The sequence below is a fragment of the Micromonospora sp. NPDC001898 genome (assembly GCF_042891255.1).
Taxonomy (GTDB): Bacteria; Actinomycetota; Actinomycetes; order Mycobacteriales; family Micromonosporaceae; genus Micromonospora.
The window spans coordinates 150,513-170,738 of sequence record NZ_JBIATC010000001.1 but is presented as its reverse complement, the minus strand read 5'-3'; the positions used below and the strand labels follow the sequence as shown (position 1 = coordinate 170,738).

The 20,226-nt window shown below is 73.6% G+C and carries 16 protein-coding genes; 2 read left to right on the top strand and 14 right to left on the bottom strand.

Annotated elements, in window-relative coordinates; translation table 11 throughout:
- Positions 1–177: 177 nt before the first annotated feature.
- The 11 genes from ACFYZF_RS00815 to ACFYZF_RS00765 all read right to left on the bottom strand — a co-directional run bounded on the left by ACFYZF_RS00815 (position 178) and on the right by ACFYZF_RS00765 (position 13,688).
- Positions 178–2,709, bottom strand: coding sequence for an ATP-dependent Clp protease ATP-binding subunit (locus ACFYZF_RS00815; RefSeq protein WP_387014311.1), 2,532 nt, complete (start codon positions 2,707–2,709; stop codon positions 178–180).
- Positions 2,710–3,259: 550 nt separating this feature from the next.
- The gene (locus tag ACFYZF_RS00810; RefSeq protein ID WP_387014308.1) at positions 3,260–3,604 is read right to left on the bottom strand and encodes an Lsr2 family protein; all 345 of its coding nucleotides are present in this window, start codon (positions 3,602–3,604) and stop codon (positions 3,260–3,262) included.
- Between the two features lie 114 nt (positions 3,605–3,718).
- A complete protein-coding gene (gene lysS, locus ACFYZF_RS00805; protein WP_387014306.1) occupies positions 3,719–5,227 on the bottom strand; it encodes a lysine--tRNA ligase in 1,509 nt (502 codons plus the stop codon).
- A 191-nt stretch (positions 5,228–5,418) separates the two neighbouring features.
- Complete coding sequence (locus ACFYZF_RS00800) at positions 5,419–6,177, bottom strand: type III pantothenate kinase (protein ID WP_387014303.1); 759 nt, start codon at positions 6,175–6,177, stop codon at positions 5,419–5,421.
- A gap of 89 nt (positions 6,178–6,266) precedes the next feature.
- Positions 6,267–7,172, bottom strand: a complete 906-nt coding sequence (nadC, locus tag ACFYZF_RS00795) for a carboxylating nicotinate-nucleotide diphosphorylase (protein WP_387014300.1) — start codon at positions 7,170–7,172, stop codon at positions 6,267–6,269.
- Between the two features lie 40 nt (positions 7,173–7,212).
- A complete protein-coding gene (locus tag ACFYZF_RS00790) occupies positions 7,213–8,907 on the bottom strand; it encodes an L-aspartate oxidase (RefSeq protein WP_387014297.1) in 1,695 nt (564 codons plus the stop codon).
- Positions 8,908–8,987: 80 nt separating this feature from the next.
- The gene (locus ACFYZF_RS00785) at positions 8,988–9,884 is read right to left on the bottom strand and encodes a septum formation family protein (protein ID WP_387014294.1); all 897 of its coding nucleotides are present in this window, start codon (positions 9,882–9,884) and stop codon (positions 8,988–8,990) included.
- A gap of 112 nt (positions 9,885–9,996) precedes the next feature.
- Complete coding sequence (gene panD / locus ACFYZF_RS00780) at positions 9,997–10,422, bottom strand: aspartate 1-decarboxylase (RefSeq protein ID WP_350881414.1); 426 nt, start codon at positions 10,420–10,422, stop codon at positions 9,997–9,999.
- 26 nt (positions 10,423–10,448) lie between these two features.
- A complete protein-coding gene (gene panC, locus ACFYZF_RS00775; RefSeq protein WP_387014290.1) occupies positions 10,449–11,297 on the bottom strand; it encodes a pantoate--beta-alanine ligase in 849 nt (282 codons plus the stop codon).
- Complete coding sequence (locus ACFYZF_RS00770; protein WP_387014288.1) at positions 11,294–12,274, bottom strand: Rossmann-like and DUF2520 domain-containing protein; 981 nt, start codon at positions 12,272–12,274, stop codon at positions 11,294–11,296. Before ACFYZF_RS00770 ends, panC begins: the two co-directional genes overlap by 4 nt.
- Before the next feature lie 145 nt (positions 12,275–12,419).
- Positions 12,420–13,688 (bottom strand): phytase, encoded by a 1,269-nt coding sequence (locus ACFYZF_RS00765; protein ID WP_387014286.1) that lies wholly within the window; start codon positions 13,686–13,688, stop codon positions 12,420–12,422.
- Between the two features lie 54 nt (positions 13,689–13,742).
- Between ACFYZF_RS00765 and ACFYZF_RS00760 the strand changes: the two genes are divergently transcribed.
- Together ACFYZF_RS00760 and ACFYZF_RS00755 are read left to right on the top strand one after the other, a co-directional pair.
- Positions 13,743–14,774 (top strand): SAM-dependent methyltransferase, encoded by a 1,032-nt coding sequence (locus tag ACFYZF_RS00760; protein ID WP_387014283.1) that lies wholly within the window; start codon positions 13,743–13,745, stop codon positions 14,772–14,774.
- Positions 14,775–15,155: 381 nt separating this feature from the next.
- The gene (locus ACFYZF_RS00755) at positions 15,156–16,325 is read left to right on the top strand and encodes an NADH-quinone oxidoreductase subunit D (protein WP_387014280.1); all 1,170 of its coding nucleotides are present in this window, start codon (positions 15,156–15,158) and stop codon (positions 16,323–16,325) included.
- 46 nt (positions 16,326–16,371) lie between these two features.
- Here the strand turns inward: ACFYZF_RS00755 and ACFYZF_RS00750 are convergent, their stop codons facing one another.
- The 3 genes from ACFYZF_RS00750 to ACFYZF_RS00740 all read right to left on the bottom strand — a co-directional run bounded on the left by ACFYZF_RS00750 (position 16,372) and on the right by ACFYZF_RS00740 (position 20,154).
- Complete coding sequence (locus ACFYZF_RS00750; protein ID WP_387014278.1) at positions 16,372–18,144, bottom strand: hypothetical protein; 1,773 nt, start codon at positions 18,142–18,144, stop codon at positions 16,372–16,374.
- Positions 18,145–18,244: 100 nt separating this feature from the next.
- Entirely contained in the window at positions 18,245–19,246 is a 1,002-nt protein-coding gene (locus ACFYZF_RS00745; RefSeq protein WP_387014275.1) for a glycine betaine ABC transporter substrate-binding protein, read from the bottom strand.
- A 182-nt stretch (positions 19,247–19,428) separates the two neighbouring features.
- Positions 19,429–20,154, bottom strand: a complete 726-nt coding sequence (locus ACFYZF_RS00740; protein WP_350881398.1) for an ABC transporter permease — start codon at positions 20,152–20,154, stop codon at positions 19,429–19,431.
- Positions 20,155–20,226: the final 72 nt, after the last annotated feature.

The following is a 20,226-nucleotide window of genomic DNA, read 5'->3' as shown; positions in this document are numbered from 1 at the left end:
CACCGTCCCAGCGTACGACCGCCGCCCCGGGGGGCCCCCCCCCCCCCCCCCCCCCCCCCCCCCCCCCCCCCGGGGGGGGGGGGCGCCCCCCCCCCCGCCGGGGCCGGCGCCCGGGCCGCCCCCCCCCCCCCCCCCCCCCCCCCCCTTCTGCGCTGTCGTCTACCTCAGCGCTGTCGCCTACTCGTCCGCGCCCGCGGCGGCGGTACCGCCGAGGTCCGCCGGGACGGCGTCCGGCACGGCGTCCGGCCGGTCGGTCCCCCGGAAGACGAGGTGGGACTTGTCGATGTTGCTCGGGTCGCCCTCGCAGTCCACGACCACGATCTGACCGGGGGTCAGCTCGTTGAACAGGATCCGCTCGGACAGGTTGTCCTCGATGTCCCGCTGGATCGTCCGACGCAGCGGACGCGCCCCGAGCACCGGGTCGAAGCCCTTGAGCGCCAGGTACTTCTTGGCGTTGTCGGTCAGCTCCAGGCCCATGTCCTTGTTGCGCATCTGGCTCTCGATCCGGGCGATCATGATGTCCACGATCGACAGGATCTCCTGCTGACGCAACTGGTGGAAGACGATGGTGTCGTCGATCCGGTTCAGGAACTCGGGCCGGAAGTGCTGCTTGAGCTCGTCGTTGACCTTCTGCTTCATCCGGTCGTAGTTGGACTCGGAGTCGTCCGACGCCTGGAAGCCCAGCGACACCGCCTTGGCCACGTCACGGGTGCCCAGGTTGGTGGTCAGGATGATGACCGTGTTCTTGAAGTCCACGATCCGGCCCTGACCGTCCGTCAGACGCCCGTCCTCCAGGATCTGGAGCAGGGTGTTGAAGACGTCCGGGTGGGCCTTCTCGATCTCGTCGAACAGCACCACCGAGAACGGCCGGCGGCGCACCTTCTCGGTCAGCTGCCCGCCCTCGTCGTAGCCGACGTAGCCGGGAGGGGCACCGACGAGCCGGGACACCGTGTACCGGTCGTGGAACTCGGACATGTCCAGCTGGATCAGGGCGTCCTCGCTGCCGAACAGGAACTCGGCGAGCGCCTTGGACAGCTCGGTCTTACCGACGCCGGACGGGCCGGCGAAGATGAACGAGCCGGACGGCCGCTTCGGGTCCTTCAGGCCGGCCCGGGTCCGCCGGATCGCCCTCGAGACCGCCTTGACCGCGTCCTCCTGGCCGATGACGCGCTTGTGCAGCTCGTCCTCCATGCGCAGCAGGCGGGAGGTCTCCTCCTCGGTCAGCTTGTAGACCGGGATGCCGGTCCAGTTGCCGAGGACCTCGGCGATCTGCTCGTCGTCGACCTCGCTGACGACGTCCAGGTCGCCGGCCTTCCACTCCTTCTCCCGCTGCGCCTTCTGGCCGAGGAGCTGCTTCTCCTTGTCGCGGAGCTGGGCCGCCCGCTCGAAGTCCTGCGCGTCGATCGCGGACTCCTTGTCGCGGCGGACCTGGGCGATCCGCTCGTCGAAGTCCCGCAGGTCTGGCGGCGCGGTCATCCGGCGGATCCGCATCCGAGCACCGGCCTCGTCGATCAGGTCGATCGCCTTGTCCGGCAGGAAGCGGTCGGAGATGTAGCGGTCGGCCAGCGTCGCGGCGGCCACCAGGGCGGCGTCGGTGATCGACACGCGGTGGTGCGCCTCGTAGCGGTCGCGCAGGCCCTTGAGGATCTCGATGGTGTGGGCCAGCGACGGCTCACCCACCTGGATGGGCTGGAACCGCCGCTCCAGGGCGGCGTCCTTCTCCAGGTGCTTGCGGTACTCGTCCAGGGTGGTCGCGCCGATGGTCTGCAGCTCACCCCGGGCCAGCATCGGCTTCAGGATGCTCGCCGCGTCGATCGCGCCCTCGGCCGCGCCCGCTCCGACGAGGGTGTGGATCTCGTCGATGAACAGGATGATGTCGCCGCGGGTGCGGATCTCCTTGAGGACCTTCTTCAGCCGCTCCTCGAAGTCACCGCGGTAGCGGGATCCGGCGACCAGCGCGCCGAGGTCGAGGGTGTAGAGCTGCTTGTCCTTCAGCGTCTCGGGCACCTCGCCCTTGATGATCTTCTGGGACAGGCCCTCCACCACGGCGGTCTTGCCGACGCCGGGCTCACCGATCAGGACCGGGTTGTTCTTGGTGCGGCGGGACAGCACCTGCATGACCCGCTCGATCTCCTTCTCGCGCCCGATGACCGGGTCGAGCTTGCCCTCGCGGGCGGCCTGGGTCAGGTTCCGGCCGAACTGGTCCAGCACCAGGCTGGTCGACGGCGCGGCCTCGCCCGGGGCGGCCCCGGCGGCGGCCGGCTCCTTGCCCTGGTAGCCGGAGAGCAGCTGGATGACCTGCTGGCGGACCCGGTTCAGGTCAGCGCCGAGCTTCACGAGAACCTGGGCGGCGACACCCTCGCCCTCGCGGATCAGGCCGAGCAGGATGTGCTCGGTGCCGATGTAGTTGTGGCCGAGCTGCAGCGCCTCGCGCAGCGACAGCTCCAGCACCTTCTTCGCCCGAGGCGTGAACGGGATGTGCCCGCTCGGCGCCTGCTGGCCCTGGCCGATGATCTCCTCGACCTGCTGACGGACGCCCTCCAGGGAGATGCCGAGGCTCTCCAGGGCCTTTGCCGCGACACCCTCACCCTCGTGGATCAGGCCCAGCAGGATGTGTTCCGTCCCGATGTAGTTGTGGTTGAGCATCCGGGCCTCTTCTTGGGCCAGGACGACAACCCGTCGCGCTCGGTCGGTGAACCGCTCGAACATGCCCTCGTGCTCCTCACGTGCCGTGCGCCTTGATGTCAGATCTCGGCGGGGCCGGTGCGCGGACGTCCGGGATGGGCGTCCGTGCCTCCTTACTCTATCGCCGCGGACCGACTCCGCTGAGGTCGTGTGTCCTCGGCGGGAGCCCGGTAAGCGTCCTTTCTGACAACCGTCCGCGCTCAGGCGCTGTTCCGGTACCCCCGGCTGTACGCGCAGAGCGAAATTCGGACCGCCGGCCGGGCCGGCTTCCGGAGCCCCCACAGGCCCCTCCGGGGCCCTGCGGCGGCTCCGGACGCCCCGACGGACGCTTTGTCCACAGGCTGTGGACAAGTTCTCCACCGGCTGTGGACAACGCTCGGCCCGGCTCCGGCTCTTCCCACCCGGCAAGCCACCGCGACGCCGAGGACGCCAGGCCCGGGAACGGCGACGCCGGGCCGGAGACATGCTCCGGTCCGGCGTCGGTGTCGCCCGCGTCCCCCCGTGTCGGGTCCGCCCCCCGAGATCCCCCGGCATGCCCTTCGGCAACCGGGCCGCGACCCCGCGGCGTCCTCGCTCAGCGCGTGGCGTGGAACTCGTCGACGATCTCCTGGGGGATGCGCCCCCGGTCGGAGATGTCCTTGCCCTTACCCTTGGCCCACTGCCGGATCGCCTTGTTCTGCTCGCGATCGGCGGTGGCGCCGCCCCGGCCCCGGGCGGCCCGGCCACCGACCACCACGCCGCCCCGGCCCACCTTGGTGCCCGAGCCGACGTACGGCGCGAAAACGTCACGCAATTTCTCGGCGTTCGCCTTGGAGAGGTCGATCTCGTACTGAACACCGTCGAGCGCGAACTTGACTGTCTCGTCAGCGTCCCCGCCGTCCAGGTCATCGACCAGCTTGTGAATGATCTGCTTGGCCACGTCCCACATTCCTTTCGAGCAGGGTGTTCCTGCAAACTGACAGCACAATAACCCGCCCGACGCTTGTCACGTCAATAGGATGCGGTATCTGACACCGTCCGAGGCCCGGAACCCCTACTCGGGCCGGGCCAACGGGAAGAGGATGGTTTCCCGAATTCCCAGGCCGGTGAGCGCCATCAGCAGCCGGTCGATTCCCATTCCCATACCCCCGGCCGGCGGCATTCCGTACTCCATGGCCCGGAGAAAGTCCTCGTCCAGCCGCATCGCCTCGTCGTCGCCCCGGGCGCCGAGTTGCGCCTGGGCCACCAGCCGTTCCCGCTGCACCACCGGGTCGACCAGCTCCGAGTACGCCGTGCCCAGCTCGAACCCGAGGACGTACAGGTCCCACTTCTCGGCCAGGCCCGGCTCGTCGCGGTGCGCCCGGGTCAACGGGCTGGTCTCCTCCGGGTAGTCCCGAACGAAGGTAGGCGCTCGCAGCCCCGGCACGACCAGCTCCTCGAAGAGCTCCTCGGCCAGCTTCCCCGGCCCCCACTTCGGGTCGACGGCCAGGCCGACCTTGTCGGCGTACTCGACCAGGAGGGCCCGCTCGGTGCGGACCGTGACCTCTTCGCCGAGCGCCTCGGAAAGCGCCCCGAAGAGCGTCACCGAACGCCACTCGCCGCCCAGATCGAACTCCTGGCCATCCGCGTGCGTCACCACGGTCGACCCGGCGACCGCGATCGCCGCCTGCTGCACCAGATTGCGGGTGAGCGTGGCCATGGTGTCGTAGTCGCCGTACGCCTGGTACGCCTCGAGCATCGCGAACTCCGGCGAGTGCGAAGAGTCGACACCCTCATTACGGAAGTTGCGGTTGATCTCGAAGACCCGGTCGACGCCGCCGACGACGGCCCGCTTGAGAAACAGTTCCGGCGCGATTCGGAGATACAGATCAGTGTTCAACGCATTGCTGTGGGTCACGAATGGCCGGGCGGCGGCACCGCCGTGCAGCAACTGGAGCATCGGGGTTTCCACCTCGATGAAGTCCTGCCGGTGCAGCGAGTCACGCAGGCTGCGCACCGCGGCGGCCCGGGTCCGCACCATCTGCCGCGCCTGGGGGCGGACGACCAGGTCGACGTACCGCTGACGGATCCGGGCCTCCTCGCTGAGCGGCTTGTGCGCCACCGGCAGCGGGCGCAGCGCCTTGGCGGTGACCGCCCACTGCTCGACCAGCACCGACAGCTCACCCCGACGGCTGGTGATCACCTCGCCGGTCACCCCGACGTGGTCGCCCAGATCGACCAGGCGCTTCCAGTCCTCCAGCCGCTCCGCGCCGACCCGGTCCAGGGAGAGCATCGCCTGGAGCTCGGTGCCGTCGCCGTCGCGCAGGGTGGCGAAGCACAGCTTGCCGGTGTTCCGGACGAAAATCACCCGTCCGGTGACCGAGGCCCGGTCGCCGGTGGCGGTGTCGGTGGGCAGATCGGCGTACCTCTCGCGGATCTCCGCCAGCGTGCTGGTCCGGGGGTATCCGACGGGGTACGGCTCGACGCCCTCGGCGAGCATCCGGTCCCGCTTCTCCCGGCGAACCTTCATCTGCTCGGGAAGGTCGTCGGCGGGGTCGACTGGCACGGCATTCTGCTCGGTCACGGCACGCTTCCTCAGTAGGGAGATTTCGGGGGGTCAGGCCCCGAGCGTACTCAAGCGCCCCGGCGGTCGTTACGGGATAACCTGCCCGCCCTGACCGGCCCCGCTGCCGCCCTGCCGTTCGGTGCCGCCGCGGGGTGGCGGGAACGGGGGTGGCGCGGGTTCCCCGCTCACGTTGGGAGGCGCGCGGCGGGTCAGATGTTGCGCTCGTAGACCATTCGCAGCCCGATCAGGGTGATCATCGGCTCGTGGTGGGTGATGGTCCGGCACTCGCCGATCACCACCGACGCCAGCCCGCCGGTGGCGATCACCGCCTTCACCTCGCCCAGTTCCTCGACCATCCGCTCGACGATCCGGTCGACCTGGCCGGCGAAGCCGAAGTACAGGCCGGACTGGAGGCACTCGACGGTGTTCTTGCCGATCACCGACCGGGGCCTGGTCGCCTCCACCTTGCGCAGTTGGGCGGCGCGGGCCGCGAGCGCGTCGAAGGAGATCTCGATGCCCGGGGCGAACGCGCCGCCGAGGAACTCCCCCCGCCCGCTGATCACGTCGAAGTTGGTGGTGGTGCCGAAGTCCACCACGATCGACGGCCCGCCGAAGAGGGTGTACGCGGCGAGCGTGTTCACCACCCGGTCCGAGCCGACCTCCTTGGGGTTGTCGATCGCCAGTTGCACGCCGGTGCGTACCCCCGGCTCGACGATCACGCTCGGCAGGTCGGCGTAGTACCGGGCCAGCATGTTGCGCAGCGAGCGCAGCGCGGCCGGCACCGTCGAGCAGGCTGCCACCCCGGTGATCTCCACGGCGTCACCGGCCAACAGCCCCCGGAACATCAGCCCGAGCTCGTCCGCCGTCGAGCGGGCGTCGGTCTTGACCCGCCAGGAGTGCACCAGCTTGTCGCCGTCGAAGGTCGCCAGCACGGTGTTGGTGTTTCCGATGTCGATGCAGAGCAGCACGCACGCAGCCTAGACGCCGGGCTCGCCGGACGGCACCGTCCAGCCGTCCGCGGGCAGGCGGCCCGCCGATGGCAGCGCCCTGGCCCGGCTCACTGCGTCCGCAGGTCCAGCGCGACGTCCAGAATCGGCGAGGAGTGGGTCAGCGCGCCCACCGACAGGTAGTCCACCCCCGTCGCCGCGTACCGCGCGGCCACGTCGAGGGTCAGCCCGCCGGTGGCCTCCAGCTCGGCCCGGTCGCCCACCGCGGCCACCACCTCGGTCAGCGTGGCCGGGGTCATGTTGTCCAGCAGCAGGAAGTCCGCGCCGGCCTCGACCGCCTCCAGCGCCTCGGCGAGGGTGTCCACCTCCACCTGCACCGGCACGTCCGGGAAGGCCGCCCGGACCCGGCGGTAGGCTGCCGCGACACCGCCGGCCGCGAACTTGTGGTTGTCCTTGATCATCGCGACGTCGTACAGGCCCATCCGCTTGTTCGTGCCACCGCCGGCGCGCACCGCGTACTTCTCCAGGGCCCGCAGACCCGGGGTGGTCTTGCGGGTGTCCAGCACCATCGCCTTGCTGCCGGTCAGCGCGTCCGCCCAGGCCCGGGTGTGGGTGGCCACCCCGGACAGCCGACAGAGCAGGTTGAGCGCCGTCCGCTCGGCGGTGAGCAGCAGCCGGGTGGGCCCGGTCACGGTGGCCAGCACGTCGCCGCGGGCCACCCGCTGGCCGTCGTGGGCCACCAGCGACACCTCGGCGGCGCCTGCGCCCCCGTCGGCCCCGGTCACCTCACCGACCACCTCGAACACGGCAGCCGCGACGGCCAGCCCGGCCACCACCCCGTCGGCGCGGGCGACCAGGTCGGCGGTGTCCGTCTGGGTGGCCGGGATGGTGGCGACACTGGTGACGTCCAGGAAGTCCGGGCCGAGGTCCTCGGTGAACGCGTTGACGATCACCCGCCGTACCTCGGCCGGGTCGAGCCCGCCGGCCCGCAGCGCCTGCTCCGTCGTCTTCCTCACTGAAACTCCCTCGGTTCGCGACTACGGGGCTCGCAAGAACTCACCATGTCCCCTCCCACCGGGACGTCAACCGGCCCTGCGACCCGATCGCGCCGGCCAGGTGGCCCAGCCACCGCTCGTCCGCCGTCGGGAAGTCCTCCCGCCAGTGGCAGCCCCGGGTCTCCTGACGGGCGTACGCGGAGGTGACCAGGGCCGACGCCACGGTGATCAGATTTGTCGCCTCCCAGTCGACGGTGCGGGGCACACCCCGGCCGACGCTTAGCTCGCCGAGGCTCTCGGCCGTGCCCGCGAGCGTCCGCGCCGAGCGGAGCACCCCCGCGCCCCGGGTCATCGCCCGTTGCAGGGCCGGCGTCCCGTCGGCGGGCAGCACCCAGCCGCCCCCGCCGACCCACGCGCCGGTGGCCGCCGGCTGGGCCTGGTCGGGCAGGCCGGCGGCGATGTCCTCGGCGATCCGGCGGGAGAAGACCAGCCCTTCCAGCAGCGAGTTGCTGGCCAGCCGGTTCGCGCCGTGTACGCCGGTGCAGGCCACCTCGCCGCAGGCGTACAGGCCGGGGATGGAGGTGCGACCGCGCAGGTCGGTGCGGACGCCGCCCGACGCGTAGTGGGCGGCCGGGGCGACGGGGATCAGGCCGGTGGCCGGGTCCACCCCGATGGCCAGGCAGGACGCGACGATGGTGGGGAAGCGCCCGGCGAGGAAGTCCCCGCCGAGGTGCCGGGCGTCGAGGTACACGTGGTCGGCGCCGGTGGCCAGCAGCACCCGGTGGATGCCCTTGGCCACCACGTCCCGGGGGGCCAGCTCGGCCAGCTCGTGCTGCCCGACCATGAACCGCTTGCCGTCGCCGTCGACCAGGTACGCGCCCTCACCGCGCAGCGCCTCGGAGACCAGCGGCTGCTGGGCCCGGCCGGCCCCGGGCACCCCGGCCCCGGGCGGGGTGATCAGCGCGGTCGGGTGGAACTGGACGAACTCCACGTCGGTGACCGCCGCACCGGCCCGCAGGGCGAGGGCCACTCCGTCGCCGGTGGAGACCGCCGGATTGGTGGTGGCCGAGAAGATCTGCCCCATCCCGCCGGTGGCCAGCACCACGGCCCGGGCCAGGATCGCCCCGACACCGTCCTCGCTGCCCTCACCGAGCACGTGCAGGGTGATCCCGCAGGCCGGCCCGAGCCCGCCCGGACCGTCACCGGGGGCGCGCAGCAGGTCCAGCACCAGGGCGTGCTCGAACAGCCGGATCCACGGGTCGCGCCGGACTGCCGCGTGCAGCGCCCGCTGCACCTCCGCGCCGGTGGCGTCCCCGCCGGCGTGCACGATCCGGTCCGCCCGGTGCCCGCCCTCGCGGGTGAGCATGAGCGAGCCGTCCGGGTGGCGGTCGAACTCCGCGCCGAGGCGCATCAGCTCCCGCAGCCGGGTCGGCCCCTCCGCCACCAGCACCCGCACGGCCGCCGGGTCGCACAGCCCGACGCCGGCGAGTTCGGTGTCCGAGGCGTGCGCCGCCGGGGTGTCCGCCGGGTCGAGCACGGCGGCGATGCCGCCCTGCGCCCAGCGGGTCGAGCCGTCGTCGATGTTGACCTTGGTGACCACGGTGACGTGCAGGCCGGCCTCGCGCAGGTGCAGCGCGGCGGTGAGCCCCGCCACCCCGGAACCGACCACGACCACGTCGGTGGTCTCCACCCAACCGGGCGCGGGCGCGGCCAGCAGCGACGGCAGGGCGGGCAGGGCGACGGTCGGTACGTCCATGAGCACAGTCAACCCGAAGGTTCCTCGCCCCGGGCGGCGGGGGCACGACGAGCGGTTTTCGGCCATGCCGCCCGGCGCCGCTACTTGGTCCGGACCGGGATCCCCGCCGGGCCGGCCCCCTTGAGCGAGACGGTCACCGAGCGGTCGCTGAGCCACAGGTAGCAGCGGACGCCCCGGTCGCCGACCCGCCACCGGCCCGCCCCGGGCGGGCGAATCATCACGCCGCTGCGGAAACGCAGGTCGCCGTCGTCCGGCACCCCCACGTAGCGGGCGAGCACCGAACGGCAGCCGATGTAGAAGGGGGCCCAGTCGGCGTCCCGGATCGGGTACGGCCGGTCCGGCGCCTTCCACACCCCGACGAACTCGGCGTCGTGCCGGGCGGCGCACTCGACCGGCGTCAGCATTTGCGCCCCCCGCGTCCCGGCGAACCTGGTGCGCTGGCAGCCCAGCCGCAGCGGCGACGCCGCCTTCAACGCGTCGCGCAGGCTGCCGGTGCGGGTGACCGGCACGGCCCCCACCTCGGCGGTGCTCACCTCGGTCAGGTCGCAGCGGTACCAGCGGGCACCGGACGCCCAGCCGGGCTTCGACGGCTGCGCCACGGCCAGCCGGAGCCGGCCGGCCCGCCAGTCGTCGCCCACGTACCCGGTGGCCTTCGCGTCGCAGTCCGCGAACGCGCCGCGCAGCTCCGTCGACCCACCGGCCGGCGGGGCGGCCCGCTCCGCCGGGAACGCGCCCACGTGCACGGTCTCCACCCGGTGCGCGACGGCGCAGTCCACCGGCGCGTACGCCGCCAGGGTGACCGTCTCGGTGAAGTCGGCGACCTGACACACCCCCGCGGCCGGGGTGAACGGCCCGGCCGGGGCGAGGGCCGCCCAGTCGTCGGTGAGGTCGCCGTCGAGCCCCGTGGAGGCACCACAGCCGACCAGCACGACCGCCACGGCCAGAGCCGCGCACAGGGTCGTCATCGCACGGCGCATCGGGCCTCCCCAGCCACCAGCTCACGACGGCGACCCCAGAGTAACCACAGTCGACCGTCGGTGACAGGCCGCGTACGAGCCGAAGTTCCAGACGGCCGACCCGCCCGGCCGGTCAGCCGACGACGGCGAGCGGGCTCGGGACCGGATCGCCGGCCGTGCCCGGTGCCACCGCAGCCGGGTCGCCGCCCAGCTCGACCACCCGGTTGTCGGCGTCCACGTGCACCACCCGGGGCCGGTACGCCCGCGCCTCGGCGTCGTCCAGCTGCCCGTACGAGATCAGGATGACCAGGTCGCCGGGGTGCACCAGATGCGCGGCGGCGCCGTTGATGCCGATCACGCCACTCCCCCGCTCGCCGGGGATCACATACGTCTCCAGCCGGGCCCCGTTGGTGACGTCCACGATCGCCACCTGCTCGCCGGGGAGCAGGTCGGCCGCGTCGAGCAGGTCCTGGTCCACCGTCACCGAGCCCACGTAGTGCAGGTCGGCCTGGGTCACCGTGGCGCGGTGGATCTTCGACTTGAGCATGGTGCGGAACATCGTGGTGCCTTTCGCGCGCGGAGAGGTCAGGAGCGGGGGGCGAGCCGGATCGCCGCGTTGTCGATGAGCCGGGTGGCGCCGACCCAGGCCGCGACCAGCAGCCGGGCCGGGCCGGCGACCGGGCCGGGTTCCAGGTCCGGGTCGGTCAGCACCAGGTAGTCGAGCCGGGCCCCGGCCGCGCCGGAGCCGAACGCCCGGTGGGCCTCGGCCAGCACCACGCCGGCGTCCAGTCCCCGGTCGGCGGCGTCCGCGCCGGCCCGCAGCGCGGCCGACAGGCTCAGCGCCGCCTCCCGCTCCTGCGCCGAGAGGTAGCGGTTGCGGCTCGACAGGGCCAGGCCGTCCGGCTCCCGGACGGTCGGCACGCCGACCACCTCGACCGGCACGTCGAAGTCCCGGGCCATCCGCCGGACCAGGGTGAGCTGCTGGTAGTCCTTCTCACCGAAGAATGCCAGGTCGGGTCGGGTGAGCTGGAACAGCTTGAGCACCACGGTGAGCACCCCGTGGAAGAAGCCCGGCCGGCTCAGCCCCTCCAGGTCCTCGCCGAACAGGCCCGGGTTCACCCGGACCCGGGGCTCACCGTCCGGGTACATCTCCTCCCGGTCCGGCGCGAAGACCAGGTCCGCTCCGGCCCGCTGGCAGGCCTCCAGGTCCGCCGCCAGGGTGCGCGGGTACCGGTCGAAGTCCTCGCTCGGGCCGAACTGGAGCGGGTTGACGAAGATCGTCACCAGCACGTGGTCGGCCCGTTCCCGGGCGGCCCGCAGCAGCGTCTCGTGCCCGGAGTGCAGCGCGCCCATGGTCATCACCACCCCGACCGTGCCGGTCAGCCCGGCGCGCGCCTTCGCCAACTCCTCACGGGTCCGCACCAACTCCGTCACTGTGCTGCCACCTCCCGATGGGTCCCACTGAGCACGTCGAGCAGCGACTCGGCGTCCACCGGTCGCAGCCGGCCCGCCGCGATGGCCCGGTCCGCCGTCCGCCGGGCCAGGGTCAGGTACGGGGCCACCGACTCGGGCGCGGTCGCGGCCAGCCGCTCCAGGTGCCGGCGTACGGTGCCGGCGTCGCCCCGGGACACCGGGCCGGTCAGCGCGTCGTCGCCGAGCCGCAGCGCGTTCTCCAGCGCCGCCCGCAGCAGCGGGGCGAGCACCTTCTCCGGCTGGCCCACCCCGGCGTCGCGCAGCCGGTCGGCCGCCTCGTTCACCAGGGTGACCAGATGGTTCGCGCCGTGCGCCAGCGCCGCGTGGTACAGCGGCCGATCGACCTCGGCCACCCACTCCGGCACCCCGCCGAGGTCGGCGGTCAGCCGGACGGCGAGCGGACGCAGCTCGGCCGGGGCGGTCACCCCGTACGAGATGCCGGCGAGCCGGCCGAGGTCGTCGGGCGTACCGGTGAAGGTCATCGCCGGGTGCAGGGCCAGCGGACGGGCCCCGACGGCGGCGGCCGGGGCGAGCACGCCCAGCCCGTGCGCGCCGGAGGTGTGCGCGACCACCTGGCCAGGGCGCAGCGCGCCCGTCTCGGCGAGCCCGGCCACCACCCCGGCCAGCGCGTCGTCGGGGACCGCGATCAGCAGCAGGTCGGTGGCGGCCCGGGCCACGGAGGTGGCGGAGCGGTTACGGGCGTCGGGGAGCAGCAGGGCGATCCGGGCCTTGGCCGCCCCGGAGACGCCGGAGGCGGCGACCACCCGGTGCCCGGCGGCGGCGAGCGCGGCACCCAGCACGGCACCGACCCGGCCGGCGCCGATGACGCCGACGGTGAGCACGCGGGGGAAGACGAGCGGGGCGCCGGCAGGGGCGCCGCCCGCGGGTACGGCGGTCCTGGAGGGGGCGGCCGGACGCGGGCGCAGTGGTGCGCTCATGGCAACGATCCAGTCCTCGAAAAGGGGGTACCGGTCGATCGCAAGTATGCGCCGCGGTCACGGACCCGCAACAAGAAGGTGTGAAAACGTTCACCGACGACGCGGCCGGGCCGCCGCGCCTCGCGCGCGGCGGCCCGGCGGGCGGTCAGCGCAGGAACCCGGCGTCGAGGAACTTGAAGTTGGTGTCCGTCCGCGCCTCGCCGTCCTCCCCCGGCGTGTCCGGCGTGTTCCGGCCGTCGTGCACCACAAGCAGGCCGCCGGGGAAGCCCGGCAGGGGGGTGGAGGTGACGGCGGCGCCGTCGCACTCCTGGGAGCCGTCCACCACCCCGTCGACCACCGCGAAGCGGCCGGTCGGCCGGTTGGTGCGCCGGTCGTACGTGTAGAAGGTGTCGTCGCCCTGGCTGGAGACGACCAGGGTGCCGGCGGACGAACCCTTGCGGTAGAGGGCCAGCCCCTCCACGTCCTGGGCGATCCGGCCGCCGAACCCGGGGTCGGCCGAATGGTCGGTCACGCAGTCGTCCTCCGCGGGGTCGAAGACCGCCGGCACGCCGTACTCGCGGACCCGCTCGACCGACCGGGGCGTCTCGACGAACCGGCCACCGACCAGCCGGGTGCGCCACAGGCCCACCTTCTCCTGCGCCAGGTACACCACGCCGGTGGCCGGGTCCACCACCGTCCCCTCCACCTGCGGGCCGTCCCCGGGGTCGTTGCACGGCGACCAGGCGGTGCCGTCCGGCAGGGTGAACGTCGACGGCAGGGTGAGCCGGTCCACCGGCTGGTAGCCGACCCTGCCGGCCCGCTCGACCAGCCGGAACACCCCCACCTCGGACGTGCTGCGCCGGCTCACCACCGCGTAGGCGGCCCCGGTCGGGTCGACGTACGTGCCCAGCCCGTACGCGGTGCGCTGCTCGTTGACCTCGGCCTGGTCCTGGCTGAACGTGAACGGCACGTCGGGCGCGGTGACGTCGGTGAGCAGCCGGGTGTCGGGGTCGATCCGGTAGAACCGGAGCTGGTCGCGCCCCCGGTCGGTGACCACCGCCAGGTCGGCCGGCCGACCGCGCAGCCGGAACCCGGTCACCAGGTCCACGTTGTTGAACCGGCCGGCCTCGTCGTCGGGGCCGGGGGCCGGCGGGGTGGCGATCGCCTGCCGCTCGCGGGCCGTCAGGTCGTACACCCGCAGGCCGCCGTGCTTGGCGGTGGCGACCACCAGGCTGCCGGCCGGGTTCTTCGGGTGCACCCAGATCGCCGGGTCGTCCGCGTCCGCGTCGCCGCCGGCCCGGTCGTCGAAGAGGGAGGGGGTCTCGGCCACCGCCCGGACCGGGCGCGGCGCGTCAGTGGCGGCCGGGGCGGCGGTGGCCGGGGCGGCCAACAGCAGCGGTACGACCGCCAGGGCGGGGACTGCCATTCGTCTCATGCCTCGCAACCGTAGGGTCGGCACGATGACGGACGCTGAACGTGGAATGAACTGATGCAGGTGCGTTGGCGAGCTGCGATGGACCGGGCGCTCTACGGGCCGGGCGGCTTCTTCGTCTCCGGGCCGGGCCCGGCGGAGCACTTCCGCACCAGCGCGCACGCGTCGCCCGCGTTCGCGTCGGCGCTGTCCAGCCTCGTCTCGCGGCTCGATGCCGCCCTCGGGCATCCGTGCCCGTTCGACGTGGTCGACGTGGGGGCCGGCCGGGGCGAGTTGCTGCTCGCCCTCGCGGCGCTCGCCCGGGACGCCGCCGGCCTGCCCGCCGCCGCGCCGCTGGCCTCCCGGCTGCGCCTCACCGCCGTCGAGAAGGCCCCCCGCCCCGACGACCTGCCGGCCCGGATCGGCTGGACGGACGAGATCCCGGACGCAGTCACCGGCCTGCTGTTGGCCACGGAGTGGCTCGACAACGTCCCGCTGGACGTCGCCGCGCCCGGTCCGGACGGCTGGCGCTACCTCCTGGTGAACCCCGCGACGGGCGAGGAGGCGACCGGCGGCCCGCTAGGCGCCGGGGACGTCGACTGGCTCGCCCGCTGGTGGCCCAGCCCTGCCCCGACCGACGCGGCGGGGGAGCGGGTGGAGATCGGGCGGAGCCGGGACGAGGCGTGGGCCGACGCCGTGCGGCGGCTCGACCGGGGGGTGGCGGTGGCCGTCGACTACGGGCACCTGCGGGAGTCGCGCCCGATGGGCGGGACGCTGACCGGGTACCGGGGCGGTCGGCAGGTGCCGCCGGTGCCCGACGGGTCGTGCGACGTCACCGCGCACGTCGCCATGGACTCGGTGGCCGCCGCCGGTGAGCGGGTCGCGGGGCGCGCGTACACCCTGGTCTCGCAGCGGGAGGCGCTGCGGGCGCTCGGGGCCGACGGCGGGCGACCGCCGCTGAGCCTTGCCGCCACCGACCCGGCCGGGTACGTGCGGGCGCTCGCCGCCGCGTCGACGGTCGCCGAGCTGACCGACCCGGCCGGGCTCGGCGGGCACCGCTGGCTGCTCCAGCCGGTCGGCGTCGCCGTCGATCCGCTCATGGCACGATGACTGGTCTACAGCCACCCCAACAGCGGCAGCCGGCGCAAGGTCAGCCGGCCGCCTGGTTGTAGATGTCGAACACGACCTTCGTCACCTGAGCCAGGGTGCGCAGGTTCGCCGGGGCACCCTCCAGCAGGCCCTTCGCCCGGTCGATCAGAGACTTCACCCAGCCCTTGTTCGGCTCGGCCTTGGCTGCCTCCCGCTCCAGCGCGGTCGCGACCTCCTCGTACTCCGGCTGAGGCGGCTGCCGCGCTCACCCCCGTGGCAGGGCAAGACCGGCTGAGCAGCCCGGACCCCAGCAACACCCCGACAGAGAGGCCCTGCGGGTGGTCGCGGCAGGGCCTCTGACTTGGGCAGCGAGTGTGATCGCCACCCGCCGCTCGTGGCACGATGACGGGCATGACCACGGACACCGGTGACCTGCGCGAGCTGACCGTCGGCACCGGGGCCGGCGGGGAGCAGCTCGGCACCGACATGGTGCTCAACATCGGCCCGCAGCACCCGTCCACGCACGGGGTGCTGCGGCTGAAGCTGGTCCTCGACGGGGAACGGGTGATCGCCGCCGAGCCGATCGTCGGGTACATGCACCGGGGCGCGGAGAAGCTGTTCGAGGTGCGCGACTACCGCCAGATCATCGTGTTGGCCAACCGGCACGACTGGCTGTCGGCGTTCTCCAACGAGCTGGGCGTGGTGCTGGCCGTCGAACGGCTGATGGGCATGGAGGTGCCCGAGCGGGCCACCTGGCTGCGGATGGCGCTGGCCGAGCTGAACCGGGTGCTCAACCACCTGATGTTCCTCGGCTCGTACCCGCTGGAGATCGGCGCGATCACGCCGATGTTCTACGCGTTCCGGGAGCGGGAGACCATCCAGGCGGTGATGGAGGAGGTCTCCGGCGGCCGGATCCACTACATGTTCAACCGGGTCGGCGGGCTGAAGGAGGAGGTCCCGGCCGGCTGGACGGGTCGGGCCCGGGCGGCGATCGGCGAGGTGCGCCGCCGGATGCCGGACCTGGACAACCTGATCCGACGCAACGAGATCTTCCTGGCCCGCACGGTCGGGGTGGGGGTGCTGTCGGCCGCCGACGCCGCCGCGTTCGGCGCGTCCGGCCCGGTCGCCCGGGCCTCCGGGCTGGACCTGGACCTGCGCCGCGACGAGCCCTACCTGGCGTACGACCAGCTCGACGTGCCGGTGGTCACCAAGACCGCCGGGGACTGCCACGCCCGGTTCGAGGTGCTGCTCGACCAGGTGTACGCCTCACTCGACCTCGCCGAGCAGTGCCTGGACCGGGTGGACCTGCTCACCGGGCCGGTGAACACCCGGCTCCCGAAGGTGGTGAAGGCCCCGGAGGGGCACACCTACGCGTGGACGGAGAACCCGCTCGGCATCAACGGCTACTACCTCGTGTCGAGGGGCGAGAAGACGCCGTGGCGGTTGAAGCTGCGCACCGCGTCGTACGCGAACGTGCAGGCGCTGGCCACGCTGCTGCCCGGCTGCCTGGTGCCGGATTTGATCGCCATCCTCGGTTCGATGTTCTTCGTGGTGGGCGACATCGACAAGTAGCCGGGTGCCGTGCGCCACGCTCCGTCGGCGGCCGGTCAGCCGACGGTCAGGACCGACGGTCCGCCGAGCGGGCGCCACCGGCGCGGGGTGTGTCGTCGCGGGGCGGATGGCCGGACCACTCCCCGTCGGCGTGCTGATGCCGGCCGGTCCGGTCCGGGTCCGCTCGTCGCCCGCCCGGATCCTCGTCCCACCGCCGCTCGCCCTCCCGCCCGGGGCTGGGCTCGCTCCGCCGCACCGACGCCCAGCGGTCCTCGACCCGGTACCCGCTGCCGTCGGCGTCGGCGTGCGCCGTGGCTCGCCGCTCACCGACCCGGACCTCCCGGCCCCGCTCGTCGTCGTGCACCTCCGCCCAGCGGTCCCCGGCCCGCAGCTCCGACCACTGGCCGGGTCCGGCGGGTGCCGGCTCGGGCTGGTACGGGCGGGCACGCCCGGCAGCGGCGGACCAACCCGGCGCGTCCCACGAGCCCCGGTCGGCGGGCCGGGGCCCGTCGGGCACACCCGCCCGCATTCCCCCGGACTCGTCGACCCTGCCACCCCGACCGGACTCGTCGGCGTGGCCTGCCCAGCCCGGCTCGTCGACGTCGCCTCCCCAGCTCGGCTCGTCGGCGGGGCCGCGTCCGTCGCGGTGACCGGACCGGTCGGCGTGGTCGTACCGGCCCACCCCGCCGGCATCGCCGTACTGACCCACCCCGCCGGCGTCGTCGGGCCGGCCGGCCCACGCGGCCCCGTCGCGCGGGGCCTCCCCGCGCGGGGCCGCCCGGCCCGGTTCGTCCCGTGACACGGGCCAGGCAGGTTCCTCGCCCGGGACGGGCCAGGCGGGTACCGCACGGGCGGCGGAGCGGCCGGGCGCGTGCCGTTCGGTCGGCTGTGGCGGCCGGGAACGGTCGTCTGGCGGTTCGGGACGGGCACGGGCGGACGAGTCGGCGTGCCCGGCCCAGTGATCCTCCGGCTCGGGAACGACCGCGCTGGCCCACGGCCGCGCCTGCGGCGTGGACGGCCACCGGCCGGCGGGACCGGCGTCGTACCGGCCCATCCCCGGTTCCGGCCCGTCGACGACGGTGTGCCGGGTGGTGACGTGCACGGTCTCGGTGTGCCGAACCATGCCGACCGACCGGGCGGCCGGCTCGGGGGCGACCGGGCGGGGAGCGGGCTCAGGGGCGCCCGGCCCGGACGATCGGGCGTCGGGCTCGGCCGGCCCGGGGCCGCCGGGCTGGGCGGGCCGGTCGGGCCCGTAACGAGCGGTCGGCCGGGGCCAGCGGACGGGCGGCTCGTCGTCGGGGGCCGTCCCGGGCACCCGGACCCGCCCGGAATGAGCTTCGTCGATGTCCTGGGGGCGGTGCGCGTCGTCGTACGCCTCGGCGAGCGGAACCCGGGCGCGGCCGGTGCCGGCCGACCTTTCGGCGGACGGCTCGGGGGCGGCGGCGGTCGCCACGGCATCGAGCCGGCGACGCAGCGCCGCAACCTGGTCCTGGGCCCGCTGGGACGCGTCGAGTGCCTGGTTGCCGCGCTGCGCGGCGGCGACGATCTCGCCACGCAGCGCGCGGCGCAGCTCCTCGATGTCGTCGTGGAGGGCCCCGATGTCGTCATGGAGGGCCCCGATGTCGGCCTGGCTGCCGCCGTCATCCGTGCGCAGGGAGATCGAGAGACCGATCAGCACCACGGCCGTGATGGCGAGCACCGCGGCGAACCGCAGCGGCCCGTTGCCGTCGGCGACCAACAGGATCAGCGCCGCGACCGGCGCGAACGCCACTCCGGTCCAGAAGAGCACGGGCAGCAGACGGGATTCACGCCTGTCGGCGACGGCAACCGGGTCGGGCATGGGTGTGCAGCCTACCGAGAGTTCCAGCGGCTGGGAACGGGGCGGACGCCCTGACGGGCACCGGTCGCCGACGGGCGGGCCGCCGACGACCGGTGGTGGGTCAGCCGACCGCGAGGGCCCCGTCGGAGGAGAGGACCAGACCGACGCTGGCGTTCCCCGTCGTCAAGGCGTTCTTGGTCTGCGGACCGGCCGCGTCCAGCGAGCTGAAGGAGCCGGCCTTGAAGTCGTAGACCTTGACCAGGCCGGCCTGGCACATCGGCCGCTGCGGGCACTCCGGCGGGCCGGCCAGCACGGTGGCGCTGCCGGAGCACTTGGCGGCCAGGTCGGAGAGGGTGGTGACCCCGTACTTGTCGGCGAAGGCCTTGGTGACGGCGAAGGCGTTCTGGTCCTGGGCGGCGGACGGCGCGCCGAAGGCGAGACCGGCCTTCTCGCCGCCGGCCTTGAGGGCGGCCACGGTCTTCTCCAGCTCGGGCGAGGAGACCGCCGGGGCGTCCTTGCCGTTGGCCTTGGTGTTCAGGAACTCGGCCATGGTCGCCGCGTACTCCGGGACGACCTGGATCTCGCCCTTCTCCAGGGCCGGCTCGTAGAGCTCCCGGTTGCCGATCTGCTGCACCTTGACCTGGTAGCCGGCGGCGGTGAGGGTGATCCGGTACAGCTCGGCGAGGGTCTCGCTCTCGCTGAAGTTGCCGGCGCCCACCACGATCGTGCCGCCCGGCCCCTTCTCCAGCCCTTGGGTGAGGTTGTTCGCCGCGGCGAACTCCTCCGCCGCGACCTTGGAGGTCTTGCGGTCGACGACGACGGCCTTGTTGAGGCCGATCAGCTTCGGGGTGTCCAGCGCCGCGGAGACCTTGTCGAGCGCCGCGACCAGCTGCGGCTTGGCCACCTTCGCGTTGATCGCCGGAAGGATGTTGTCGCTGTTCTGCAGCTTCTTGTCGTCGGTCAGGACGACCAACTGCTCACCAGCCACCGGGGCGCATCCGGCCCCCGACGCGCCCTGCTCGGGTGCCTCGGTCCCGGAGGACCCGGCGTCGCCGCAGCCGGTGAGAAACCCGACCGCGAGGACGCCGATCGCGCCGATTGCCAGGCGTGTACGTGCGCGCATCAAGCCCGCCTTCCGTGTCCCGGCGCGGCCCGTTCGGGCCGGCCGCGTGTCCGACGGGCGACCCCTCTTGTCATCGCCCGCGATCTCTCACCCAACATCCTGACGGCCGACCCCGCCAACCCGAGGCGCGCTTTGTCACCGGATCGTCACACCGGAGGCGTACGAGGGCGGGCGGACGGCCCTCAGGTGCCGGCGACGGCGTCCGCGGCGCGGCGGTTCGCCCGACGCCGGGCCGGGCGCAGCGGGCGCGGGGTGACCACCCGCTCGACCAGCGCCAGCACCAGTTCGGCCAGCACCGCCAGCCCGGCCACCAGCAGGCCCCCGGCGATGATCTGCCCACCCCCGGCGGCGATGTCCAGGCCGAAGCCGGCCCGGATGATCTGGCCGAGCCCGCCGCCGTTGACGAACGACGCCAGCGCGGCCGTCGCCACCACCTGCACCGTCGCGGTCCGGAAGCCGGCCGCCAGGTACGGCACCGCAAGCGGCAGTTCCACCCGGCGCAGCACCTGCCCGCCGGACAGCCCCATTCCGCGCGCCGCGTCCCGGGCCTCCGGGTCGGCCTGACGCACCCCGGTGTACGCGTTGGCCAGCAACGGCGGCACCGCGAAGACTGCCAGCGCGACCACCACCGACGGTCGGCCGAAGCCGAGGAAGGTCAGCGGCAGGATGGTCAGCAGGGCCAGGGTCGGCACGGCGAGGGTGACGTTGGAGACGAGCACGACCAGCCCGCCGCCCCGCCCGGTGTGCCCGAGCCAGAGCCCGACGGGCCAGGCCACCAGGCAGCCGAGCAGCACGGCCGCCGCCGAGATGCTCAGGTGCTCGCCGAGCCGGTCCAGGACGCCGCCCGGGTTGGTCCAGTTCAGCGGGTCGTTGAGCCAGAGCACAGCCTGGCCGACCGGGTTGCTCACCGGGCCACCCTCCTGCGGTCGTTCGTGGGCCCCGCCCCCAGGTCGCCCGCCGGGGGCGTGTCATGGCAGCTC